The following is an 18,491-nucleotide window of genomic DNA, read 5'->3' on the forward strand; positions in this document are numbered from 1 at the left end:
TTTATCAGTATGTTTTCCTATCAGCAGACACTTTCGCATTATAGTAAATCCAACGTTGCAATCTGGCTTTCCATGGCCTTTCAAGCTGGCGCCATTAACACCGGAGGTTATCTCTCCTGTCACCGCTTTGTCTCTCACGTCACGGGTTTTGGAACTCTTGTCGGCGCAGAGGCTGCGAGTGGAAAAATCACTCCCGCATTGGGAATGATGGCTGTGCCGGGATTTTTCATCGGAGGCACAATGCTCTCGGCCTTCTTAGTCGATCGCCGGATTCAGACGGGCCGACGTCCTCTTTATCCCGTGGTGCTATTTTTAATTTTATCACTCACGTTATCCGTGACGATCGCGGGAAAGCTTGGATATTTTGGAGAATTTGGAGCACCCATTGTCGCAAAAGATTATCTCTTGCTGGCGGCCCTGTGCTTAGCATGTGGAATTCAAAATGGCACGGTGACCTCCGCTTTCGGAGCGATCATTCGCACAACACACTTAACAGGCATCACCACTGATTTGGGAATCGGCGTTGTGCGCATTCTCACAGGCACACATAAAATTCAGCCGCGCACGAATGAAATTCGCGCAAACTGGATGAGAGCTGGTATCATCACCTTCTTCATGTTGGGCTCCTTTCTTTCGGCCTACGTTTATCTTCACGCAGAGTATTGGGGCTTCCTAATCCCTTGTAGTATTGCTACAATCCTCTTCTTTTGGAGTTTAGTTCACTTCTTCGGCGGCAGAACGGATAAAACATCATGATCGACACCCATAATTCCTATTTCATTATTCTTGTCAGCGGAGTCGCGCTGTTTTTGTATGGAATGGGATTGGCTTCATCCTCTCTTGAAAAGTTGATGGCCGGAAAAATCACATCTCTTTTAAATCGCCTTTCACAAAGTAAATTTCTTGCGATCTTAACAGGCGTTGTCCTGACAACTCTGATGCAAAGTTCGGGGGCTGTGACATCAATGCTTGTGGGCTTGGGCTCTGCGCGTGTGATCAATCTCCGTCAGGTGATGGGTGTGATCATTGGAACGGCGATCGGTACAACACTGACAGTCCAATTCATCTCTTTGGATTTAGGTCAATATGCTTTGCCTGTGTTCGCTATCGCATTTGCGTTTTACTTTAAAGCCAAGAAAACTGTTTTCAAAAATCTGTCTCTGGTTTTCATGGGCTTTGGCCTTTTGTTTTTAGGTTTAAATCTGATCTCGGTGTCTTCACATCACTTTGCTGAAAATCCTATGCTCACCGATCTTTTCCAAAGTGTTCGTGAAAATCCCGGCTACTCACTTTTGATTTCGATTATTTTCTGCGCCTTTGTTCAAAGCAGTGCCGTGACTATTGGTCTTGCAATGAGTTTAGCGACAGTGAAAGCGATTACTTTCTACGATGCGATGCTGTGGGTTTATGGAGCTAATATCGGCACGACATCAGTCGCTTTGATTGCGGCAGCTGGAGGTAACTACGTCGGACGCCAAGTTGCCTGGGCGCATTTCTTTTACAAAACTATCAGCGTCGTGATTTTTTATCCCTTCACTCAGCTCTTCATTGATTTCTTAACGACCTTCGATACGACATTGTCACGTTCCATCGCCAATGCGCATTTGATCTTTAACGTTCTGTCGGCTGTGCTTTTCTATCCGTTTATTAACAAAGGGGCCGAGATGATTGAAAAGATGTTCCCGAAAGCCGCTTCTGAAGAGTTCGGAACGGAGTTTGTGAATCTCAATAACTATCAAAGCTCCGCCTTGGCAATTTCTTACGCCAATCGCGAAATCATGCGTACAGCGGATATCGTTCTGGGAATGATCAAAGACTCTATCCGTCTGTTTGAAACAAACGATCCAAAAGATTTTGATTCCATCAAAGACCGCGACAACAAAATCGACTTCCTCTATCGCGAAACCAAAATGTTCTTATTGGATCATGCGAATAAATCAAATACCGTCGTTCATCAAAACGTGATGAATATGATCATGTTCTTGAGTGACTTAGAAAGAGCAGCCGACGCTATTGATATCAATATCCTCGCCTTGGCGATTAAAAAGAATGCCCTAAAACTTGAATTCTCTGGCGAAGGCTGGACTGAAATTCGTAAAATGCACGAACAAGTCGTCAAGGTCGCGGCCATGGCTATCAATGCTTATCAAAACAAAGAACTTTGCGAAGAAGCCATTCAGTTAAAACGTGATCTTGCCAAGACGGAGATCACTCTGCGCGAGAATCATATCAGCCGTCTCAACCGTGGCATTAACACTTCCATCAACACCAGCTCTATTCACTTGGATTTACTGAGTGAATACCGCCGTATTGCAAGTCTGCTTTGCAATCACGCTTACAATTCGAGGTCTACATAATGTCTACCTTTACACCCATCGGCCTGCTGTTTCTTTCGAATATTTTTATGACTTTTGCCTGGTACGGGCATTTAAAGTCTCTTCGTGAGTCAGCTCTTTGGGTAGCAATCCTTATAAGCTGGGGTATCGCCTTTTTTGAATACGTTTTACAGGTTCCTGCCAACCGAATGGGCTATGGTCAGTTCACGCTTCCTCAGCTTAAAATCATCCAGGAAGTGATCACCATGGTGGTCTTTGCCGGGTTTTCAGTTCTCTATATGAAACAGTCATTGAAGCTAGATTTTCTCTGGGCGGGCCTATGCCTTATTGGCGCCGTTTATTTTATTTTTAGGTCTGCTTAGAAAAAATTCGCTCTTTTATCTCATTTCAAGATATAATGAACACATATGAAGTTCATTTACGTCCTGGAAGATGATGAACGTATTCAAAAGGATCTGTATGAGACTTTAAAAAGTATAGATCCAAAGCTTCATATTCGCTTTTTTCTCACTCTTGCACAATTTCACGAATGGCTTAAATTCGCAGTCCACGAAGGTGCAAAATCCTTAGCCCCTGGCGGGCAAAAATATAAAGATGATGACTCAGAAGAGATCACCGCGTCTGACACCCATGAATTAAGATTGGTCGTCGCAAAATACGAATTTTTTGGTGCAAAGAATATGGGGCTCATCAAACGAGCCCGCGATTTTTTCGTGCGCAAGAAAATGTGCTCAGAACAAGAACCCACGGCCCTGATCTTGACCGCTTTCGATAGTCCTGACTTCGACATTGCACTCGCTGAAGAACGCATCATTAATAATGTGATCTTTAAACCCTTTGATAAATTAATTCTGAAGCAACATCTTGAGTACGCTCTTACGGGGCACCATCCTGTGAATACAGGCACCGTGGCGGCAATGAAAATTCAGTCCACAATTGAAATGCTTAAAGAGGTTGCTTTTAACAGCATCTCCGAAATCGGATTTACGACGATCAACAATCATGAGATCAAAATCGGAGCCATAACGAAGTACTATAGCGACGTCTTTAAGGCAGAAAACAAAAGAAGTATTTTTGCGTACTGTCACTCTTGCAAAGAAATTGCCCCGGCAGCTTCGGCTTCCGCCGACAAAGAATATCTTTGTGAGTTTCACTTCTTTGGCGCCGACAACAAACAGATAAGCCAGATCCGACGAAGCATTCTCCAAAACAAATCTCACGAAGTTCACAATCTTATGAACACTCAAGGTAGCACCATGAGAGTTCTGGTCATCGACGAAGACGTCGCCGCAGGCCTGGAAATTAAAAATTTTCTGAGCGAAAAAATCTCCAATCTAGAAATTTACAATTACGCTCACTATGGACAACTGCTTTCAGATCTTTCTGACAAGGACACGGTCAACCGTCAGGAACTTCCACCGCAATTTGATATGGTCTTTGCGAGCTATGATCTTTTTGAGATTGAAAAGGAAAAACGCTGGGGACAAATCTGCCAGTATCTGCAAGACCGAGCCACCAAGCACGCCATTTCCACGTCAGGTCCACCGCATTTATATTTGCTTTCTCGAAAAAAAGTCCCGACGGACGAGATCAGAAATATTGCTTCTTGGAGCAAAGAAATCTTTTTCATTCCTCTCGACAAAGGCTACATTCTTAAAAAAATCCTCTCGCAGCATTCCACTCTTCTAAATCGCGAAAATTCCACCGTTTCTAGCATTAAGGACAATAGCGTCTTGAAGGTCGCTAATCCGGTTGAGATCACGCAGATTTCTGAAGCGGGGCTGGTGCTTAAGTATTACCGTGCGATGAGCACAGGCGCTTTCCGAGAGTTTATCTTATGGCGCCCCGAAGAAACCGAGACGCCTGAAATCACAGGAACCGTGAACTTCACGGAAGAGGACAAAAACGGCGGAGAGTTCTTTTTGAATCACTTCGTCTTTTTCGGGATGAAGGACCACTATCTTAAACACATCCGCCTTTGGTTGCGCGAAGCTTATATTAAATCAAAAGAAAAAGGCTAACCTTTCACCTCTGCTCCCACTCGTTTGCGTTTCAGCAACAATGAATTACTAACGACAGACACAGAGCTCATCGCCATGGCCGCTCCCGCAATCACCGGGTTTAGCATTCCTAACGCAGCAAGTGGAATACCTAAAACGTTATAGATGAAAGCAAAGAACAAGTTCTGACGAATCTTTTTTAAAGTCATATGTGACAATTCAACAGCATGAGCCACAGATTGAAGATCATTCTTCATCAATGTCACATCCGCGGTCTCAATGGCAATATCAGTTCCTGAAGACATCGAGAAACTCACGTCTGCCATTGCTAAGGCTGGAGCATCATTAATACCATCTCCGACCATGGCCACGCGCTGTTTCTTCCTTTTCAAAGTCACGATGACATTGGCTTTATCCGCAGGCTTCACGCTGTGTTTAAACTCTGTGATTCCCGCTTGGCGAGCGATTTCTTTGGCAGTTCCTTCGTTATCGCCGGTTAACATCATCACCTTGATGCCCCTTTTCTGAATATCGCTGATGGCCGCCTTGGAGCTTTCACGGATCTTATCAGCGACAGCAACATAACCCAGAATTCTTTCATTGTTAGCAAGAACCATCACCGTCTGGCCTTGAGACTCAAGCTTATGCATTAACTCTTGATTTAAAGAGAACGCGGCAGCCACCCATGAAGGACGGCCGATTTTATAGGAAACTCCATCGATATCACCTTCAATACCTTGCCCTGTGATAGATTTAAAATTTTTCACCGAAAGCAACGGCAAAGATTCCTTCTTCGCTTCTTCAACAATTGCATGAGCCAATGGATGGGATGACCCGCCCTCTAGACTTGCCGCCCACTGAATAACCTTGGCTTTATCTTGCCCTGACATTGTAACGACTTCAGTTACAACAGGTTTGCCTTCTGTGATTGTTCCTGTTTTATCCAAAACAAGAACATCGATTTTCTCTGCAAGCTCTAAAGCTTTTGCATCACGGAAAAGAACACCGGCTTGTGCCCCTTTGCCAATACCCACAACAACCGCAGTAGGAGTTGCCAAACCCAAAGCACAAGGGCAAGCGATCACAAGAACTGACACGGATGAAATAAATGCCGCTGTCAAATCCCCGGTGAAAAACCAAGTTCCAAAGAATGTTAGAACGCTGATCCCAACAACAATCGGCACAAAGACACCGGATATTTTGTCAGCCAGTCTTTGAATAGGCGCTTTAGATCCTTGAGCGGCTGTGACGATTTTAATAATTTGCGCAAGCTGAGTGCGATTGCCGACGCCGGTGGCTTTGATACGCAAAGTTCCCTCTTGATTAAGAGTCGCCGCATAGACTTTATCGTCGGTGCGTTTTTCCACAGGCATGCTTTCGCCTGTCAGCATAGACTCATCGACAGTCGAGACACCTTCAGCAACCAAACCGTCAACAGGGATCGCTTCCGCATTTTTTACGATGACGATATCGCCAGCGACAAGGTCCTGAATATGAACTTCCACCACTTGGCCATTTCTTTCGACAAAGGCTTTTTTAGGTTGAAGCCTTAAAAGACTTTCGACTGCTTCCGAAGTTTTACCCTTGGCGCGGCTTTCCATCAATTTACCCAACAGGATCAATGTGATCACCGCTGTACTTGCCTCAAAATAAATGTGCTGATGATGCCAATTCATCACTGTCACCACGACACTTAATAGATAGGCCATGCTGGTACCAAGTGCCACCAAGACGTCCATATTGGCACTCTTCGATCTCAAAGCATAATAAGAGCCGCGATAGAATCTCCACCCGATCCAAAACTGAACCGGTGTTGCAAGAATCAACTGAAACCAACGTGGCATGATTTCATTGTGTTCTCCAAAGAACATCACGAACATTTCTAAAATAAACGGCGCTGTTAAAATCGCTGAAGCGATAAACAGAAGCAACTCTTTGCGATATTCCGCTGCTGCCTCTTCTTTAATCTTTTCGGAATCAACCTCCGAATTAATTTCGAAAGCTTGGTAACCTACGTCTTGAATCGCTTTCACCAGAGCTTCAATATTCACCGTTCCTTCAGTAAACTCCACGTGAGCTTTTTCTGTGGCAAAGTTCACCGTAGCTTTCACGTCTGGCATCGCATTCAAAGTTTTTTCGATTTTTCCTGCGCAGTTTACGCAAGACATACCGATAAGTTGCAACTCTGCCGTCTGATTTTTATTTTCTGTTGTTGTTTCCATAACGACCTACTTGTTTACGAGATACATGATCTCGTCAATTTTAGTTGAAATTTCTTTGCTATCTTTGGACTTCACTGCCGTCTTTACGCAGCCATGAATATGCGTTTTCATAATTTCAGACTCCACAGCTTTAAGAGCTTTTTCCGCCGCCCTGATTTGAAAAATAATATCCGGACAATACCGGCGCTCAGTGATCATTTTTTCTATACCATCTAACTGACCACGCACGCGGTTCAGGCGTTTGATATGAGCACTGTGATCAGGATGGGGAGCCGTTTCTTTCTTCATAAAGCACCTCTTATAGGTCCTATTATATACCCCCCTGGGGTATAGGAAAGCCAGAAATATATTTTATTTTCTTTTGTCACAAATCCCTATCCCCCTCCCTATTAAAGGGCGTAGAGTTTTATTAAGGAGAGACAACATGAGAATGATTTTAGCCGCGTTACTACTAATGCCTGCCCTTTCCTGGGCCCATGGCGAAGACAAACCAGGCCCTGCTGGCGGACATATCCGCATGCCAGGCCCTTTTCATACAGAATTGATGCTGGATAAAGAGCAGGGCGCCCATATCTTTCTTATAGATATGAACTTTCAAAACCCGACAGTGAAAGATTCTAAAATTGAGATGGTGGCGAAATATAAAAAATCAGAGGTGAAATTTAATTGCTCCATCATGGGCGCAAATCACTTCCATTGTGTGCCTGAGAAAAAATATCCAAATAAAGGAGAACTTATCGTGAAAGCAGTTCGCGAGAACGCGGTAGGAAATCCCGTGAGTTACAAACTCCCTCTTCCTGAATTTAAGACGAAAGAGTTTGTAGATCCTCACGCGGGCCACATGGGCCACTAAGGAACAGGGCGCACTTTCTGCGTAGCTGTGACGATCGAAATAAATTCTTTTCTAAAAAGAGTCATCAGATCCTCGGACACACGACGAGGATCTAATTTTAAATCCCCCAAGCTCAGTGTCTCTACAGGTGTTCCCTTGTTCGTTATATTCATCGCGAAATGCACCATCACAGAAACCGGCGAACGAGTGGCAATACTGATACTGAGCTTTCTATCATCCAAATAGATGTCGTCCCCATCACGGTGCAGACTTCTCTCGCCCAACACCGAAGAAGAATTATGTTGCAAATAGTCTTTTGCAATAGACGCAAACATTCGTTGCAACAAAACGCCCGAAAACAAATCACGATCAAAAACTTCGATAATGAAATGAAGCATTTCATCGCCTTGAATCACAGCCTTGGCCAAAAGATCTTCCCCATCAACCATGTGATCAAAAGAAATAGAACAAGGCCCCTGCCAAGAAACGATGGAAGGTCCTAAAATTCCGTGATCAAGATAAGCAAACAAAGAGCGAAGCTGAGTCCCATCGTAAGCAAATTTCTTTTCGATAAAATGACTTTGCATTTTTACTCCTTAAAAAGATGCTTCACATCAACACCTGCTGAAGCAAACGCGCGTTTTGAACGCTGGCACGACTCACATTGCCCGCACCATTTATCGCCTGAAAAATAACAAGGCCAAATTAACTCCCAAGGAATTTTTAACCCTTGCCCCAGACGAACGATGTCCGGTTTTTTCATATGAACCGTATAACATCCCACCGTCACATGATTCGATGTGGAATAACGAAACGCCTTTGTAGAAGCGTCCATAAATTCTTTTGAGTTATCAGGAAAGGTCGCCGCTTCCTCGGCGTTAAATCCCGGAATCACGGCATGCGCGCCTAAGGCTTCTGCGAAAGCCGCAGCGATATTCAAAAAAATACCATTGCGGTTAGGAACCCAGACTGACTTCTTGGTTTCTTCTGATTTTTCAAGATCGTCGATAGCTACTTGCGCTCCGGTAGGAACATCTTGATCTTCGACCAACAAAGAGGATTTATTGAAATCTTTAAACCAAGGAAGATCCACAATCTTGTGCGGAATATTAAGATGAGCGGCAATCTTTGCAGAGGCCTCCATCTCTTTTTTCGCAGCTCTTTGTCCGTAATTAAACGTTAACGCCAATACCACTTCATGATGATGCTTAATCGCTTCATAAACATTCACCGTCGAGTCTAAACCCGCCGACAGAAGTACCACTACTTTTTTTGTTGATTTCATGTTGCAGCCTTTAGGTCACGAATCAAAATCTGAATTGTCTTCTGACCTGCAAAATAGTTCCATTGAAGCTCTCCGAGGACATTATAAAATCCCGGAATGTTCTGCAAAGTATCTAGCTGACGAGGCGTTGGTGTAAACAACAAAGCCTCAGAAGAAGTCTGCCCATCGGCATCAGCAATCTTTAAACGAAGATGTCCACCCTTGAGTTCTCTTTTTGAAAGAACTTGGACATTGGAAAAATGAATCAAAGGAATCGAGAAGCCCGCCCCGAAAGGTCCGACAAAGTCATACCACTTCATAAGACTTGCTCCAACTTCGGAAAGCTTCGCCTCAACGTCATAGAAAATTTCTAAAGGCTTCGGCTTTTCACGCAAATCGGAAAAGTGACCCGAAAGTTTTTCAACAAAATTAGTCACGCGAGTTTCAGCAATTTCAAATCCCGCAGCGGCTGAGTGACCGCCAAAACGGCTGAGCAACTCTTGTGCTGAAGACATGGCCTCGACTAGACATGCTTCCTGCCCTTGTGGAAGGCGCGCGCTTCCCACGATCATTCCGTCATCACCAAGAGATCCCACAAACGCTGGCTTGTTATAAACCTGAGTGAGCTTTGTTGCGATCAAGCCCACAACCCCACGATGGAAGTTTTTAGAAGCGACAAAAACAAAGTCCTTATGAGGCCACTCTTTAAGTAATTCTTGAGCTTCCACTTCGGCGTCGTTTTGAAGTTGAACTCGAGTGGAATTGTTCTTCATCACCTCGCGCACCATGGATCGCGCCTTTGCCGCATCTTCTAAAAGGAAAATATCAATAGGAAGAACACCTGACTCCATACGTGAAAGCGCATTGAGTTTCGGAGCAAACCGAATCGCCACATCTTGGGAAGTTAAAGGACGATCAATCAAATCTAACTCTTCAAGTAATGCTCGAAGTCCGGCTCTTTTGGTCTCAGCAAGCTTCACTAGACCATGCTTTACTAAAACACGGTTATCCTCAACCAATGGCACCATATCGGTTAAAGTGCCGATCACAAAATAATCGAGCACTTCTTTTAAATCCCAATTGTTTTTAGGAAGTTGCGGATGATCTTGGAAGTATCGTTTTAATCCGCGAAGAAGATAGAATGCAACACCAGCACCACACAAGAAGCCTAAACCTGAAGGACAATCCCCTTGATTGGGATTCACAACAACAAAGGCATCTGGAATTGTTTCGGCCGGTAAGTGGTGATCCGTTAAAATCACATCCACACCCAATTCGCGGGCACGATTCACGGCCGCATGAGCGGTAATGCCGACATCGACAGTGATAATTAAGGACACACCTTGCTTGTGAAGCTCTTCAACGGCCGCCGCATGAAAGCCGTACCCTTCAGAAAGACGTTTTGGTTGGTAATGCAAAACTTCTGGAAAACCTAAAGCCAGCATTCCCGTTTTTAGGAGAGCTAGACCTGAAGTTCCATCAAGGTCAAAGTCAGCATAGATGCAGATTTTTTCACCGTTAAGATAGGCTTTACCTAGGCGCTCAAGAGCATGAGACATCCCCTTTAAACTAAGGGGATCTTTCATATCAGCGAGCTTAGGAAAAAGAAGTTTTTCAACTTCAGCGGATTCAGCGAACCCACGAGCCGCCAGAATTTTTCCGATCAGAGAAGGCCATTGCCCCTCGACTTTCGAGGGAGCTTCGGCTTCTGTCAGTAATTCACGCGGCTTCCATAATGGGTTCATAGATCCTTAAGCTTTTGCTTTTTTCAAGGACATCTTTTCCATCAAAAGCACGAATGGCGCTGCTACGTAGATAGAAGAGTATGTACCGAAGAAGATACCGATGCAGATAGAGAACGCGATGTCCTGAACCGTGCCATCAGCAAAAATGTACAAGCAAAGAGCGGAAATAAACGTTGTACCTGAAGTGATGATCGTACGTATCAACATCTCATTGATAGATCTGTTAATAACGAACTTGAAACCTTTGTCATGGTAATGACCTTCAGTTTCACGAATACGGTCAAACACCACAATCGTGTCATTCAGCGAGAAACCGATCAAAGTCATGATCGCCGCTAAGATCGATACGTTCACTTCTTTTCCAACAGCCACGAACACAGCCAATGTGATCACGGCATCATGGAACAAGCAAAGCACTGCGCCTGGAGCAAATTTGTAATCGAAACGCAAACCAACGTAAACCAAGATCACAAGCAAGCCGTAGAATACAGCAAGAAGACCGTTACGTTTCAACTCCGCACCCACTTGAGGTCCCACTGTATCCACACGGCGGATATCAGGGTTCGCATCAGCAAAAGTTGTTGTGATCGCGTTACGGATTTGAGTGATATCTTTATTCAAGATTTCATTCGTCTCTTTATCTGTCGCACCTTGTTTACCTTGGAAGCGCACGATGAATTCATTGCCTTCACCGAAAGATTGCACACCCACTTCACCCAGTTTCATATCGTCCACCGTTTTACGGATGTGATCGATTGTCACTGGTTTTTCAAATTTCACCTGAATCTCAGTACCACCTTTAAAGTCGATACCGTAGTTGATCCCGTGAACCGCAAGGTAAATCAAAGAAGCAATAACCAAAACCAAAGAGATTCCGCCAAAGAGCCAAGCTTTACCGACGAAATCAAAACGTCCAAATGATTCATTATTCTTAATAATAGTCATGGATCAACACCTACACAGAGAGCTTTTTAAAGTTAAACTTATAAACAAGAGTATCCACGATCACTTTTGATACGAACACGTTCGCAAACATAGAAGTCACGATACCGATCAAAAGAGTCACGGCAAATCCACGCACAGGTCCTGTACCGAAGTACAAAAGAACCACGGCCATAGCTGCTGTTGTGACGTTGGCGTCAATGATGGCTGACATCGCACGGTGATAACCTTCCTTAACGGCAATCTTAATACTGTGACCCAAAGCCAACTCTTCTTTGATTCGCTCATTGATCAACACGTTGGCATCGACCGCAAAACCCACCGTCAAAGCGATACCCGCAATACCCGGTAAAGTCAGAGTCGCACCAAAACTTGTGAGCAAGGCAAAGATAGAAAGGATATTAAGTCCCAAAACCAAACTCGCAACGGCACCCATTGATTTGTAGTACACAAGCATAAAGATCACGATGATCGCAGCGCCTACAAAAGATCCCATTTTCGCTTTATCAATCGCATCGGCACCCAATGTAGGACCCACGCGTCTTTCTTCCAACTGCTCAAGAGATGCTGGCAATGCACCGGCACGAAGAGCTGTTGAAATCATTTTTGCTTCTTCCATCATTTGGTTACGGTCACGACCGCCACCCAAAGTCACTACAGCTTGTCCACCCGCGATACGGTCACGAATGCTTGGAGCTGATTTCACAACCTTATCAAGAACGATGGCCATTTGCTTACCAACGTTGTTACCAGTAAGGTCTGCGAATTTAGCCGCACCTGCAGAGTTGAAGTGCAAAGAAACTTGAGGACTGCCGTATTGGTCGTAACCAACAAACGCGTCATCCAAAGCTCCACCACCCAAGTCTGTATCTGTTTTCAATAGATAAGGAACAGCACCTGCTTCCATTGTTGTTGCATTTGAAGATTTCTCAAAGAACACAACAGACTTTTCAGGAAGTTTGCCTTTCAAGTCTTCATTCAAACGAGTCACGTACTCAGAGTACTTCATCGTTGTCATGTTGTAGTTCCCCGCTTTTTCTGCTTCAGCGATCATCGCTTGAAGTTCTTGCGGAGTTTTTTCATGAGAAACAACCATGAAATCCAATTTCGCTGTTGTATTGATCAACTGTTTTGCTTTTTCAGCATCAGCCATACCAGGAAGCTGGATCAAGATGCGGTTAGAACCTTGTTGAGAGATTGAAGGCTCCGCCACACCGAATTCGTCGATACGGTTACGGATTGTCTCGATAGCTTGCTGAATTACGCGATTTTTGTAATCGTTTAAATAAGCATCAAAGTAACGAACAGTCACCACAGTGTCTGTTGTGCCCATTGTTTGCAAAACTGTAGAGTATTTTTCAGAAAGAAACTTCTCAACAGCTGCTTTACCGGAAGCTTGAGCTACAGAGATTTGAATCTCCCCTTGCTCTGGCTTTTCTGATTTTACATCCGCAAACGGGATGTTTTCTTTTTGCATTTCCGCTTTCATGGAAACGATCATACGGTTTGTGCTTTCTTTCACCACACCGTCAACGTCAACGCCCATCACAAGATGCAAACCACCTTGAATGTCCAAACCATAGTTTAGCTTCTGCTTAGAAGGCCACCATGTTTTTTCACCGAAATGTACAACGTTCGGCAATACCCATACGATAGCTGCCGCTACACCTAAACCTGCGAGAATAGATCTCCAACGAAGTCCGTCCATTATTTCTTTTCCTCTGTTGTTGCTGCTTTCTGAGATGTTGCAATCTGACTGCGAAGCATTTTTACTTTCACGCCTTCAGCAATTTCCAATGTCACGAATTGATCCGTGATGCCTTCCACACGACCAAGGATTCCAGACGAAGTAACGACTTCGTCACCGCGCTTAACTTCGGCAAGGAACTTCTGATGTTCTTTTTGTCTCTTCGCTTGAGGACGAATGATGAGGAAATAAAAGATCACGAAGATAAAGATAAAAGGCACAAACATTTCAAATGCTGATGGTTGACCACCACCGGAAGCTGTTTGCGCATAGGCTGTCGATACAAGAAGTCCGTTAAACATGATTCCTCCAATTAATAACTGACAGTAAAATTCAGCATTATTCTTAGGAAGAATCAATATTTAAGTCTAGCGCTCTTTCTTTACAAATCGCGTTAAACAATCGTCGCGGAACTCTTCCCAACGACCTTCTTCAATGGCTTTACGAGCACGCTCCATCAATTTCATATAGAAATAAATATTGTGAATCGTGTTCAAACGAGAGCCTAAAATTTCACCACTCAAGAAGAGATGGCGCAAATAAGCCTTTGAATAATTCGTACAAGTGTAACAATCACATTCAGGATCTAACGGAGATGGATCTTCACGATATTCGCTGCGCTTAATACTGACTTTACCCTGCCACGTGAAGATTGTTCCATTGCGTGCCACTCGCGTAGGCATGACGCAGTCAAACATATCGATTCCTGAATCAATTGCAATGATCAGATCCGTCGGCGTTCCCACGCCCATCAAATAGCGCGGTTTATTCGCTGGCATTTTTGGAGCCACATGCGGAAGAAGTTCATGCATCAAGTGAATCGGCTCACCAACGCTAAATCCCCCCAGAGCATAACCCGGAAGATCCACGGAACAAATTTGCTCCATGCTTTTCAAACGGTGCTCAAGACTCAAACCGCCTTGCACGATTCCGAAAAGCAAACTCTCTTTGCGAGTCATCGCCGCTTTGGAACGCAACAACCAACGGTACGTGAGCGCCATCGACTTTTCGATTTCTTCTTCTGTCGCTGGATATTGAAGACATTCATCAAACGCCATGATGATGTCAGAGCCCAGATCCATTTGGATCTCCATGCTCTTTTCTGGAGAGATAAAATGTTTTGCTCCATCGAGATGCGAGCGGAACTCCACACCCTCTTCAGACATATTACGAAGCTGAGACAAAGAGAAAACTTGGAAACCGCCAGAATCTGTAAGAATCGGTCCGTGCCAGTTCATAAATTTATGAAGGCCGCCCATTTTCGCAATCGTCTTTTCGCCAGGACGCAAGTGTAAGTGATACGTGTTACCTAAAACAACTTGCGTACCACACTCTTTCAACTCCTCGGGAGTCATCGCTTTCACAGTTGCTTTTGTACCTACCGCCATAAAAACAGGAGTCTGCACAGGACCGTGAGCCGTCATCAGTGTCGCACGACGAGCATGGCCCGCCGTTTTATGAACTTTAAATTCGCCTAATGTCATTGTTGAGTTTCCGTCCAGCACGATAGATCTCCGTAAGAAAAGAGTCGGAACTTTCTCTCAATCGCCCATTGATAGCAAGCTTTTACTCTCTCAAGAGAAGAAAATCCTGCCACTAAAGCTAGCAACGTTGACTGCGGCTGATGAAAGTTCGTTAAAAGTCGATTGACCACTTTAAATTTATAACCGGGTTGAATTAATAATTTTGTAAAGCCACGATAGCCTGTTTCTGCAGAACCTTGCAGAAGTCCCTGCGCGGCACTCTCCAACGAACGCGTCGTCGTTGTTCCGAGTGACCACACTTTGCCATTCGAAGCACGCACATCTGCAATCACTTTCCAAGTTTCAGCACTCACTTCAACATACTCTTCGTGCATATCATGATCGTTCAGATCTTCTGCCGTCACCGGCAAGAAAGTTCCAAGCCCCACGTGCAAAGTGACTTCAACAATCTTCACGCCACGTTCGCGAAGCTTTTGCATGTCTTCACTTGAAAAATGCAAACTCGCTGTCGGAGCTGCAAAACTCCCCGGCGATTTCGCCCACGCCGTTTGATACCAAGATTCGTCGGCATCCACAGTGTGTCTTTGATCACGGGCTTTTTGAATGTACGGAGGTAAAGGAAGTTCGGCGACTTTTTGAAAATAATCTTCGGTCACTTCTTGATTGAGACGCACTTTTTGTGGACGACCTTTTTCAATCAAGGTCATCGTGAGACCCAAAGGAAGTTCGAGTGCCGAACCGATTTTGTGTTTCTTTGATGGAAACAAGACTTCCCAATCAAACTGATTTGTTTGTTTGAGAAAAAGAATCTCAATATCTCCGGCAAACACACGACGTTTTAAAACTCGCGTGTTGTTGACGACTAAAACATCGCCGGATGGAATTCGCTCCATCAATTCTTGAATTGAAATTTCTTGAGGCTCGCCATTTTCCTGCACCCACATCACGCGCGAAGGACGCTGAGGGGCTGTGGCAATAAGCTCTTCAGGAAAAGCAAAATCCAGATCGGTGATTTTCATAACGCCGTCATACCATAGAAATGGACCCACCGGACACTTTTTTCTGGCTTTAGATAAATAAAAAAACTAAAAGAATCTCATGACTTTAGGTCCCGTTTTATTGCTTGTTTCAGCCTTTTTACATGCTGCCTGGAATGCCACTGCGAAATCATCGCAGGATAAGGAAAGCTTTCTCTTTCTGACCATTTTTATCAGCGGTTTAATCACACTTGGGATCGTCCTCACATTTGGCGGCTTTCAAATGCCTACGACCTCGACTTGGTGGGTGGGAGTTCTTTCAGGAATTTTTGAAGGTCTTTATTTTATTACTTTGGCCAAGGCCCTGCGCACGTCCTCTTTGGGCCAATCTTATACAATCATGCGCGGTGGAGCGATGATTGTTGTGTGGTTGATATCAACGATCTATCTTCAAGAAAGAGCCGGCGGAATACAATACCTAGGAGCGGCGTTGATCTTTGCCGGTATTGTCGCCATGAATCTTAAAGACTTTTCAGAGAACATTGCAAACTTCTGGAAAGGAAACGTCTGGGCTTACCTGAGCGCTATCTTCATCGCGGGCTATCACCTTTGCTATCACCGTGCTTTGGTAGAAAAGGCCGATCCTAAATCGCTCTTCTTTGTGGCGATGATTGTGTCGCTGCCGTTCCTCTTCTGGAGCTTAAGAAAAGATCCTGTCGCGCGAATCATGCACACTTTGAGAACTCGTCGCAAGGCGGTTCTCTTTACAGGTTCTGCGGCCACGGCTTCGTTTTTAATTTTTCTTTATGGTTTACAAATCTCTGCGCCGGGTTTTGCGATCTCGTTAAGAAACTCTTCGATCTTTTTTGCCGTCGTGTTTTCCTATTTCCTAAAGGAATCACTCAGTCGCTCTCAAGTCCTCGGTGCTTGCACGGTGGGGATTGGCGCCTTTCTCTTAAGTCTTTGATAATAAAAAAAGCCTTACCGCCAATGAAAACGGTAAGACTTTAAAAGCAGGAACCACTATAACGTTAGCGGTATACTGAGACTGACTAAGCCCAATTTATTTTTAAGTTTATTATCTAAACTCCCTGCCACTGAGCCTGGCTTTTCTAAAACCGAGTCGTTGTACTCAAGATCCATGTACTCCACGTTCAGACTGAGCATTAAGATTTTAAATCCCAGTCCGACTTTGGGTCCTCTGGCATCTTTGAATTTCACGTCCACTCCTCCACTTTCATCCGGATCCAACTCTCCGCCAAAGATGTATCCGGCCCAGATGCGCAAACCCACGACAGGCATCTGCGCACCAATCACGGCTCCATACAATGTCGATTTAGCGTCAGCATCATAGTTGGTTGCTGACTGCTCAAAGTGCGGCTTTGAATAAGCTCCTTCAAGAGCGATAAAGAAAGAACTTTCAACGTGCATTCCTAACTTCAAATCCACACCCAATCCTCGAGTGTTTCCTGTTGAGTCTCCCAACGGCGCTGGCCATTCTAATTTGTTATCACCTTTTTCATAGGTAATCCCCGGTTCGATGTAAAACCCCACGGCCTTAGCTTGAGTGGAAATAAAAAGAGCCACGATAACAAAGACAATTGCGAAATGTTTCACACCAACCTCCTTTATTTAGAATTAGCGCGTGTACACCATGATCACAGCTTTTGATGCTTTGGATTTTTGTCCAAAGAATCCTGTTTCTTCAGAAGTGCGTGGCGCCGAACCGCTGGCTTCCATAGTGGATTTCACTTTCGAATCAGAAGTTCTTAAAAATTTTTGTAAAGCGTTAGGTCGCTCCGTCATATTATAAGTATTTACAGAGCCCACCTTCATTTCACTTTTGATAAAGGACTTAATGTTGTCAGCACGTTTTTTAGCAAGGTCGATATCTGCTTTAGAAGCCTTGGTGTCTTTGGTCGGATACTCACGGTCCGCCCATACCGCGACTTTCAACTCGTCGATATTGCCCTTTTCCTTAGCGTCTTTAATCAACGAACGAATGTCTTCTTTCGCACTGTCACTGAGATTGGTTTGACCTTCGTCAAAGGAAATTTCTGACGTCATTTTTGCGCCGAGGGCCTTTGAAGCGGTCTCTGTTTCTGAGTCCACATTTGCCAAAGCCTTGATAGATACCAATGTGAAAAGAAGTGCGCCAATCAGAATGATCTTGGATGTTTTCATACGTTCTCCTTTGTTGTTTGCGTGCACCTAGAAGGAAGCACGATTCAGACCAACTCAACAACGGAGTTACGAGCGTGTATTTTTGAGATGATAAAAAAAGAGAACTTGAAAGAACAAAACTGCCCCATACAGAAGGGGCAATTCACCACATCTTACAATTCAGGCTTTACCGAACCGCAGTCGGCGGACACAAACTTGGCGTTCTGACGAATCACAGAACTTTTCCCGTCTTTGGTTTTTCCCGTCATCACACCTTCATACTGATTTTGATTTTTCACGGTCCAATCAAATGTGCCGGAAGTTTTATCTTCAGGACAATCGAACGTCCCCGTCAACTTTGTCGAAGACTGCGTCTTCAAATTCATTTTGCATTTCTTGGAAGCGTCCATCACTTTTTTCGGGTTGTCGAGCATGTCTTTTGTATAACAAACTTTGAAACCGTTTTCTGTAAAGTTCCCCATAGTGCCACTGCTTTTCATCGCAGCTTCCATTTTCTTTTTATATTCTGGCGGCATATTCGCCATCGCTTTTTTTAGCTCTGCCTGAGGATCGAACTGCTTTCCATCATAGGTGACAACTGTGGATACTTCCCAAAGGCCGGGCTTGATATCAAACGCCATGCTGGGTACCGCATAAATAAATGCTAGAAGAGACAAAATAAATTTCATGAAGAACTCCACTTCAAAATGTTTATTTAAGTTATCCAACACTCTGAAAATGGAAGCAAAGAAAAAGAGCCCCGGCCAGTCCAGCCAGGG

19 protein-coding genes are annotated in these 18,491 nt (G+C 44.4%); 6 read left to right on the forward strand and 13 right to left on the reverse strand.

The genetic code is table 11. The features are described from left to right. Nucleotides 1–9: 9 nt before the first annotated feature. From AAAA78_RS10315 to AAAA78_RS10330, 4 genes are read left to right on the forward strand one after another with little or no spacing between them, the layout of a single operon-like run. Nucleotides 10–756 (forward strand): YoaK family protein, encoded by a 747-nt coding sequence (locus AAAA78_RS10315; protein ID WP_340591948.1) that lies wholly within the window; start codon nt 10–12, stop codon nt 754–756. Beyond that, nucleotides 753–2,357: a Na/Pi cotransporter family protein gene (locus tag AAAA78_RS10320; protein ID WP_340591949.1), complete on the forward strand. Its 1,605-nt coding sequence runs from the start codon at nt 753–755 to the stop codon at nt 2,355–2,357. Before AAAA78_RS10315 ends, AAAA78_RS10320 begins: the two co-directional genes overlap by 4 nt. Then, entirely contained in the window at nt 2,357–2,698 is a 342-nt protein-coding gene (locus AAAA78_RS10325) for a DMT family protein (RefSeq protein ID WP_340591950.1), read from the forward strand. Before AAAA78_RS10320 ends, AAAA78_RS10325 begins: the two co-directional genes overlap by 1 nt. A 45-nt stretch (nt 2,699–2,743) precedes the next feature. Then, nucleotides 2,744–4,357, forward strand: a complete 1,614-nt coding sequence (locus tag AAAA78_RS10330) for a hypothetical protein (protein ID WP_340591951.1) — start codon at nt 2,744–2,746, stop codon at nt 4,355–4,357. Here AAAA78_RS10330 and AAAA78_RS10335 read toward each other — a convergent pair. Further along, a complete protein-coding gene (locus tag AAAA78_RS10335) occupies nt 4,354–6,558 on the reverse strand; it encodes a heavy metal translocating P-type ATPase (protein ID WP_340591952.1) in 2,205 nt (734 codons plus the stop codon). The two genes, AAAA78_RS10330 and AAAA78_RS10335, sit on opposite strands and share 4 nt — an antisense overlap. A gap of 6 nt (nt 6,559–6,564) precedes the next feature. Further along, nucleotides 6,565–6,846 (reverse strand): metal-sensitive transcriptional regulator, encoded by a 282-nt coding sequence (locus AAAA78_RS10340; RefSeq protein ID WP_340591953.1) that lies wholly within the window; start codon nt 6,844–6,846, stop codon nt 6,565–6,567. 136 nt (nt 6,847–6,982) lie between these two features. Between AAAA78_RS10340 and AAAA78_RS10345 the strand changes: the two genes are divergently transcribed. After that, nucleotides 6,983–7,411 (forward strand): hypothetical protein, encoded by a 429-nt coding sequence (locus AAAA78_RS10345; RefSeq protein WP_340591954.1) that lies wholly within the window; start codon nt 6,983–6,985, stop codon nt 7,409–7,411. Here the strand turns inward: AAAA78_RS10345 and AAAA78_RS10350 are convergent. The 8 genes from AAAA78_RS10350 to queA all read right to left on the reverse strand — a co-directional run bounded on the left by AAAA78_RS10350 (nt 7,408) and on the right by queA (nt 15,591). Further along, nucleotides 7,408–7,977: a DUF366 family protein gene (locus AAAA78_RS10350; protein ID WP_340591955.1), complete on the reverse strand. Its 570-nt coding sequence runs from the start codon at nt 7,975–7,977 to the stop codon at nt 7,408–7,410. The two genes, AAAA78_RS10345 and AAAA78_RS10350, sit on opposite strands and share 4 nt — an antisense overlap. 2 nt (nt 7,978–7,979) lie before the next feature. Further along, on the reverse strand, nt 7,980–8,675 hold the full coding sequence (gene queC / locus AAAA78_RS10355) for a 7-cyano-7-deazaguanine synthase QueC (RefSeq protein ID WP_340591956.1): 696 nt from the start codon (nt 8,673–8,675) through the stop codon (nt 7,980–7,982). Further along, complete coding sequence (gene recJ, locus AAAA78_RS10360; RefSeq protein WP_340591957.1) at nt 8,672–10,399, reverse strand: single-stranded-DNA-specific exonuclease RecJ; 1,728 nt, start codon at nt 10,397–10,399, stop codon at nt 8,672–8,674. The genes queC and recJ overlap by 4 nt, the downstream gene beginning before the upstream one ends. A 6-nt stretch (nt 10,400–10,405) precedes the next feature. Further along, the gene (secF, locus tag AAAA78_RS10365; protein ID WP_340591958.1) at nt 10,406–11,344 is read right to left on the reverse strand and encodes a protein translocase subunit SecF; all 939 of its coding nucleotides are present in this window, start codon (nt 11,342–11,344) and stop codon (nt 10,406–10,408) included. Nucleotides 11,345–11,354: 10 nt separating this feature from the next. Continuing rightward, nucleotides 11,355–13,049 (reverse strand): protein translocase subunit SecD, encoded by a 1,695-nt coding sequence (secD, locus tag AAAA78_RS10370; RefSeq protein ID WP_340591960.1) that lies wholly within the window; start codon nt 13,047–13,049, stop codon nt 11,355–11,357. Continuing rightward, a complete protein-coding gene (gene yajC, locus AAAA78_RS10375) occupies nt 13,049–13,390 on the reverse strand; it encodes a preprotein translocase subunit YajC (RefSeq protein WP_340591961.1) in 342 nt (113 codons plus the stop codon). Before yajC ends, secD begins: the two co-directional genes overlap by 1 nt. Nucleotides 13,391–13,456: 66 nt before the next feature. Then, a complete protein-coding gene (gene tgt, locus AAAA78_RS10380) occupies nt 13,457–14,572 on the reverse strand; it encodes a tRNA guanosine(34) transglycosylase Tgt (RefSeq protein WP_445292000.1) in 1,116 nt (371 codons plus the stop codon). After that, nucleotides 14,569–15,591 (reverse strand): tRNA preQ1(34) S-adenosylmethionine ribosyltransferase-isomerase QueA, encoded by a 1,023-nt coding sequence (gene queA / locus AAAA78_RS10385; protein ID WP_340591963.1) that lies wholly within the window; start codon nt 15,589–15,591, stop codon nt 14,569–14,571. Before queA ends, tgt begins: the two co-directional genes overlap by 4 nt. Nucleotides 15,592–15,670: 79 nt before the next feature. Here queA and AAAA78_RS10390 point away from each other — a divergent pair, with 79 nt between their 5' ends. Further along, nucleotides 15,671–16,516 (forward strand): DMT family transporter, encoded by an 846-nt coding sequence (locus AAAA78_RS10390; RefSeq protein ID WP_340591964.1) that lies wholly within the window; start codon nt 15,671–15,673, stop codon nt 16,514–16,516. A gap of 56 nt (nt 16,517–16,572) precedes the next feature. Here AAAA78_RS10390 and AAAA78_RS10395 read toward each other — a convergent pair whose 3' ends face one another. The 3 genes from AAAA78_RS10395 to AAAA78_RS10405 all read right to left on the reverse strand — a co-directional run bounded on the left by AAAA78_RS10395 (nt 16,573) and on the right by AAAA78_RS10405 (nt 18,401). Next, nucleotides 16,573–17,166 (reverse strand): outer membrane beta-barrel protein, encoded by a 594-nt coding sequence (locus AAAA78_RS10395; RefSeq protein WP_340591965.1) that lies wholly within the window; start codon nt 17,164–17,166, stop codon nt 16,573–16,575. A 21-nt stretch (nt 17,167–17,187) separates the two neighbouring features. Beyond that, nucleotides 17,188–17,733, reverse strand: coding sequence for a hypothetical protein (locus tag AAAA78_RS10400; RefSeq protein ID WP_340591967.1), 546 nt, complete (start codon nt 17,731–17,733; stop codon nt 17,188–17,190). 152 nt (nt 17,734–17,885) lie between these two features. Beyond that, nucleotides 17,886–18,401 (reverse strand): DUF3617 domain-containing protein, encoded by a 516-nt coding sequence (locus tag AAAA78_RS10405; protein WP_340591968.1) that lies wholly within the window; start codon nt 18,399–18,401, stop codon nt 17,886–17,888. Nucleotides 18,402–18,491 lie beyond the last annotated feature (90 nt).

Source organism: Bdellovibrio sp. BCCA (assembly GCF_037996825.1).
Classification (GTDB): Bacteria; Bdellovibrionota; Bdellovibrionia; order Bdellovibrionales; family Bdellovibrionaceae; genus Bdellovibrio.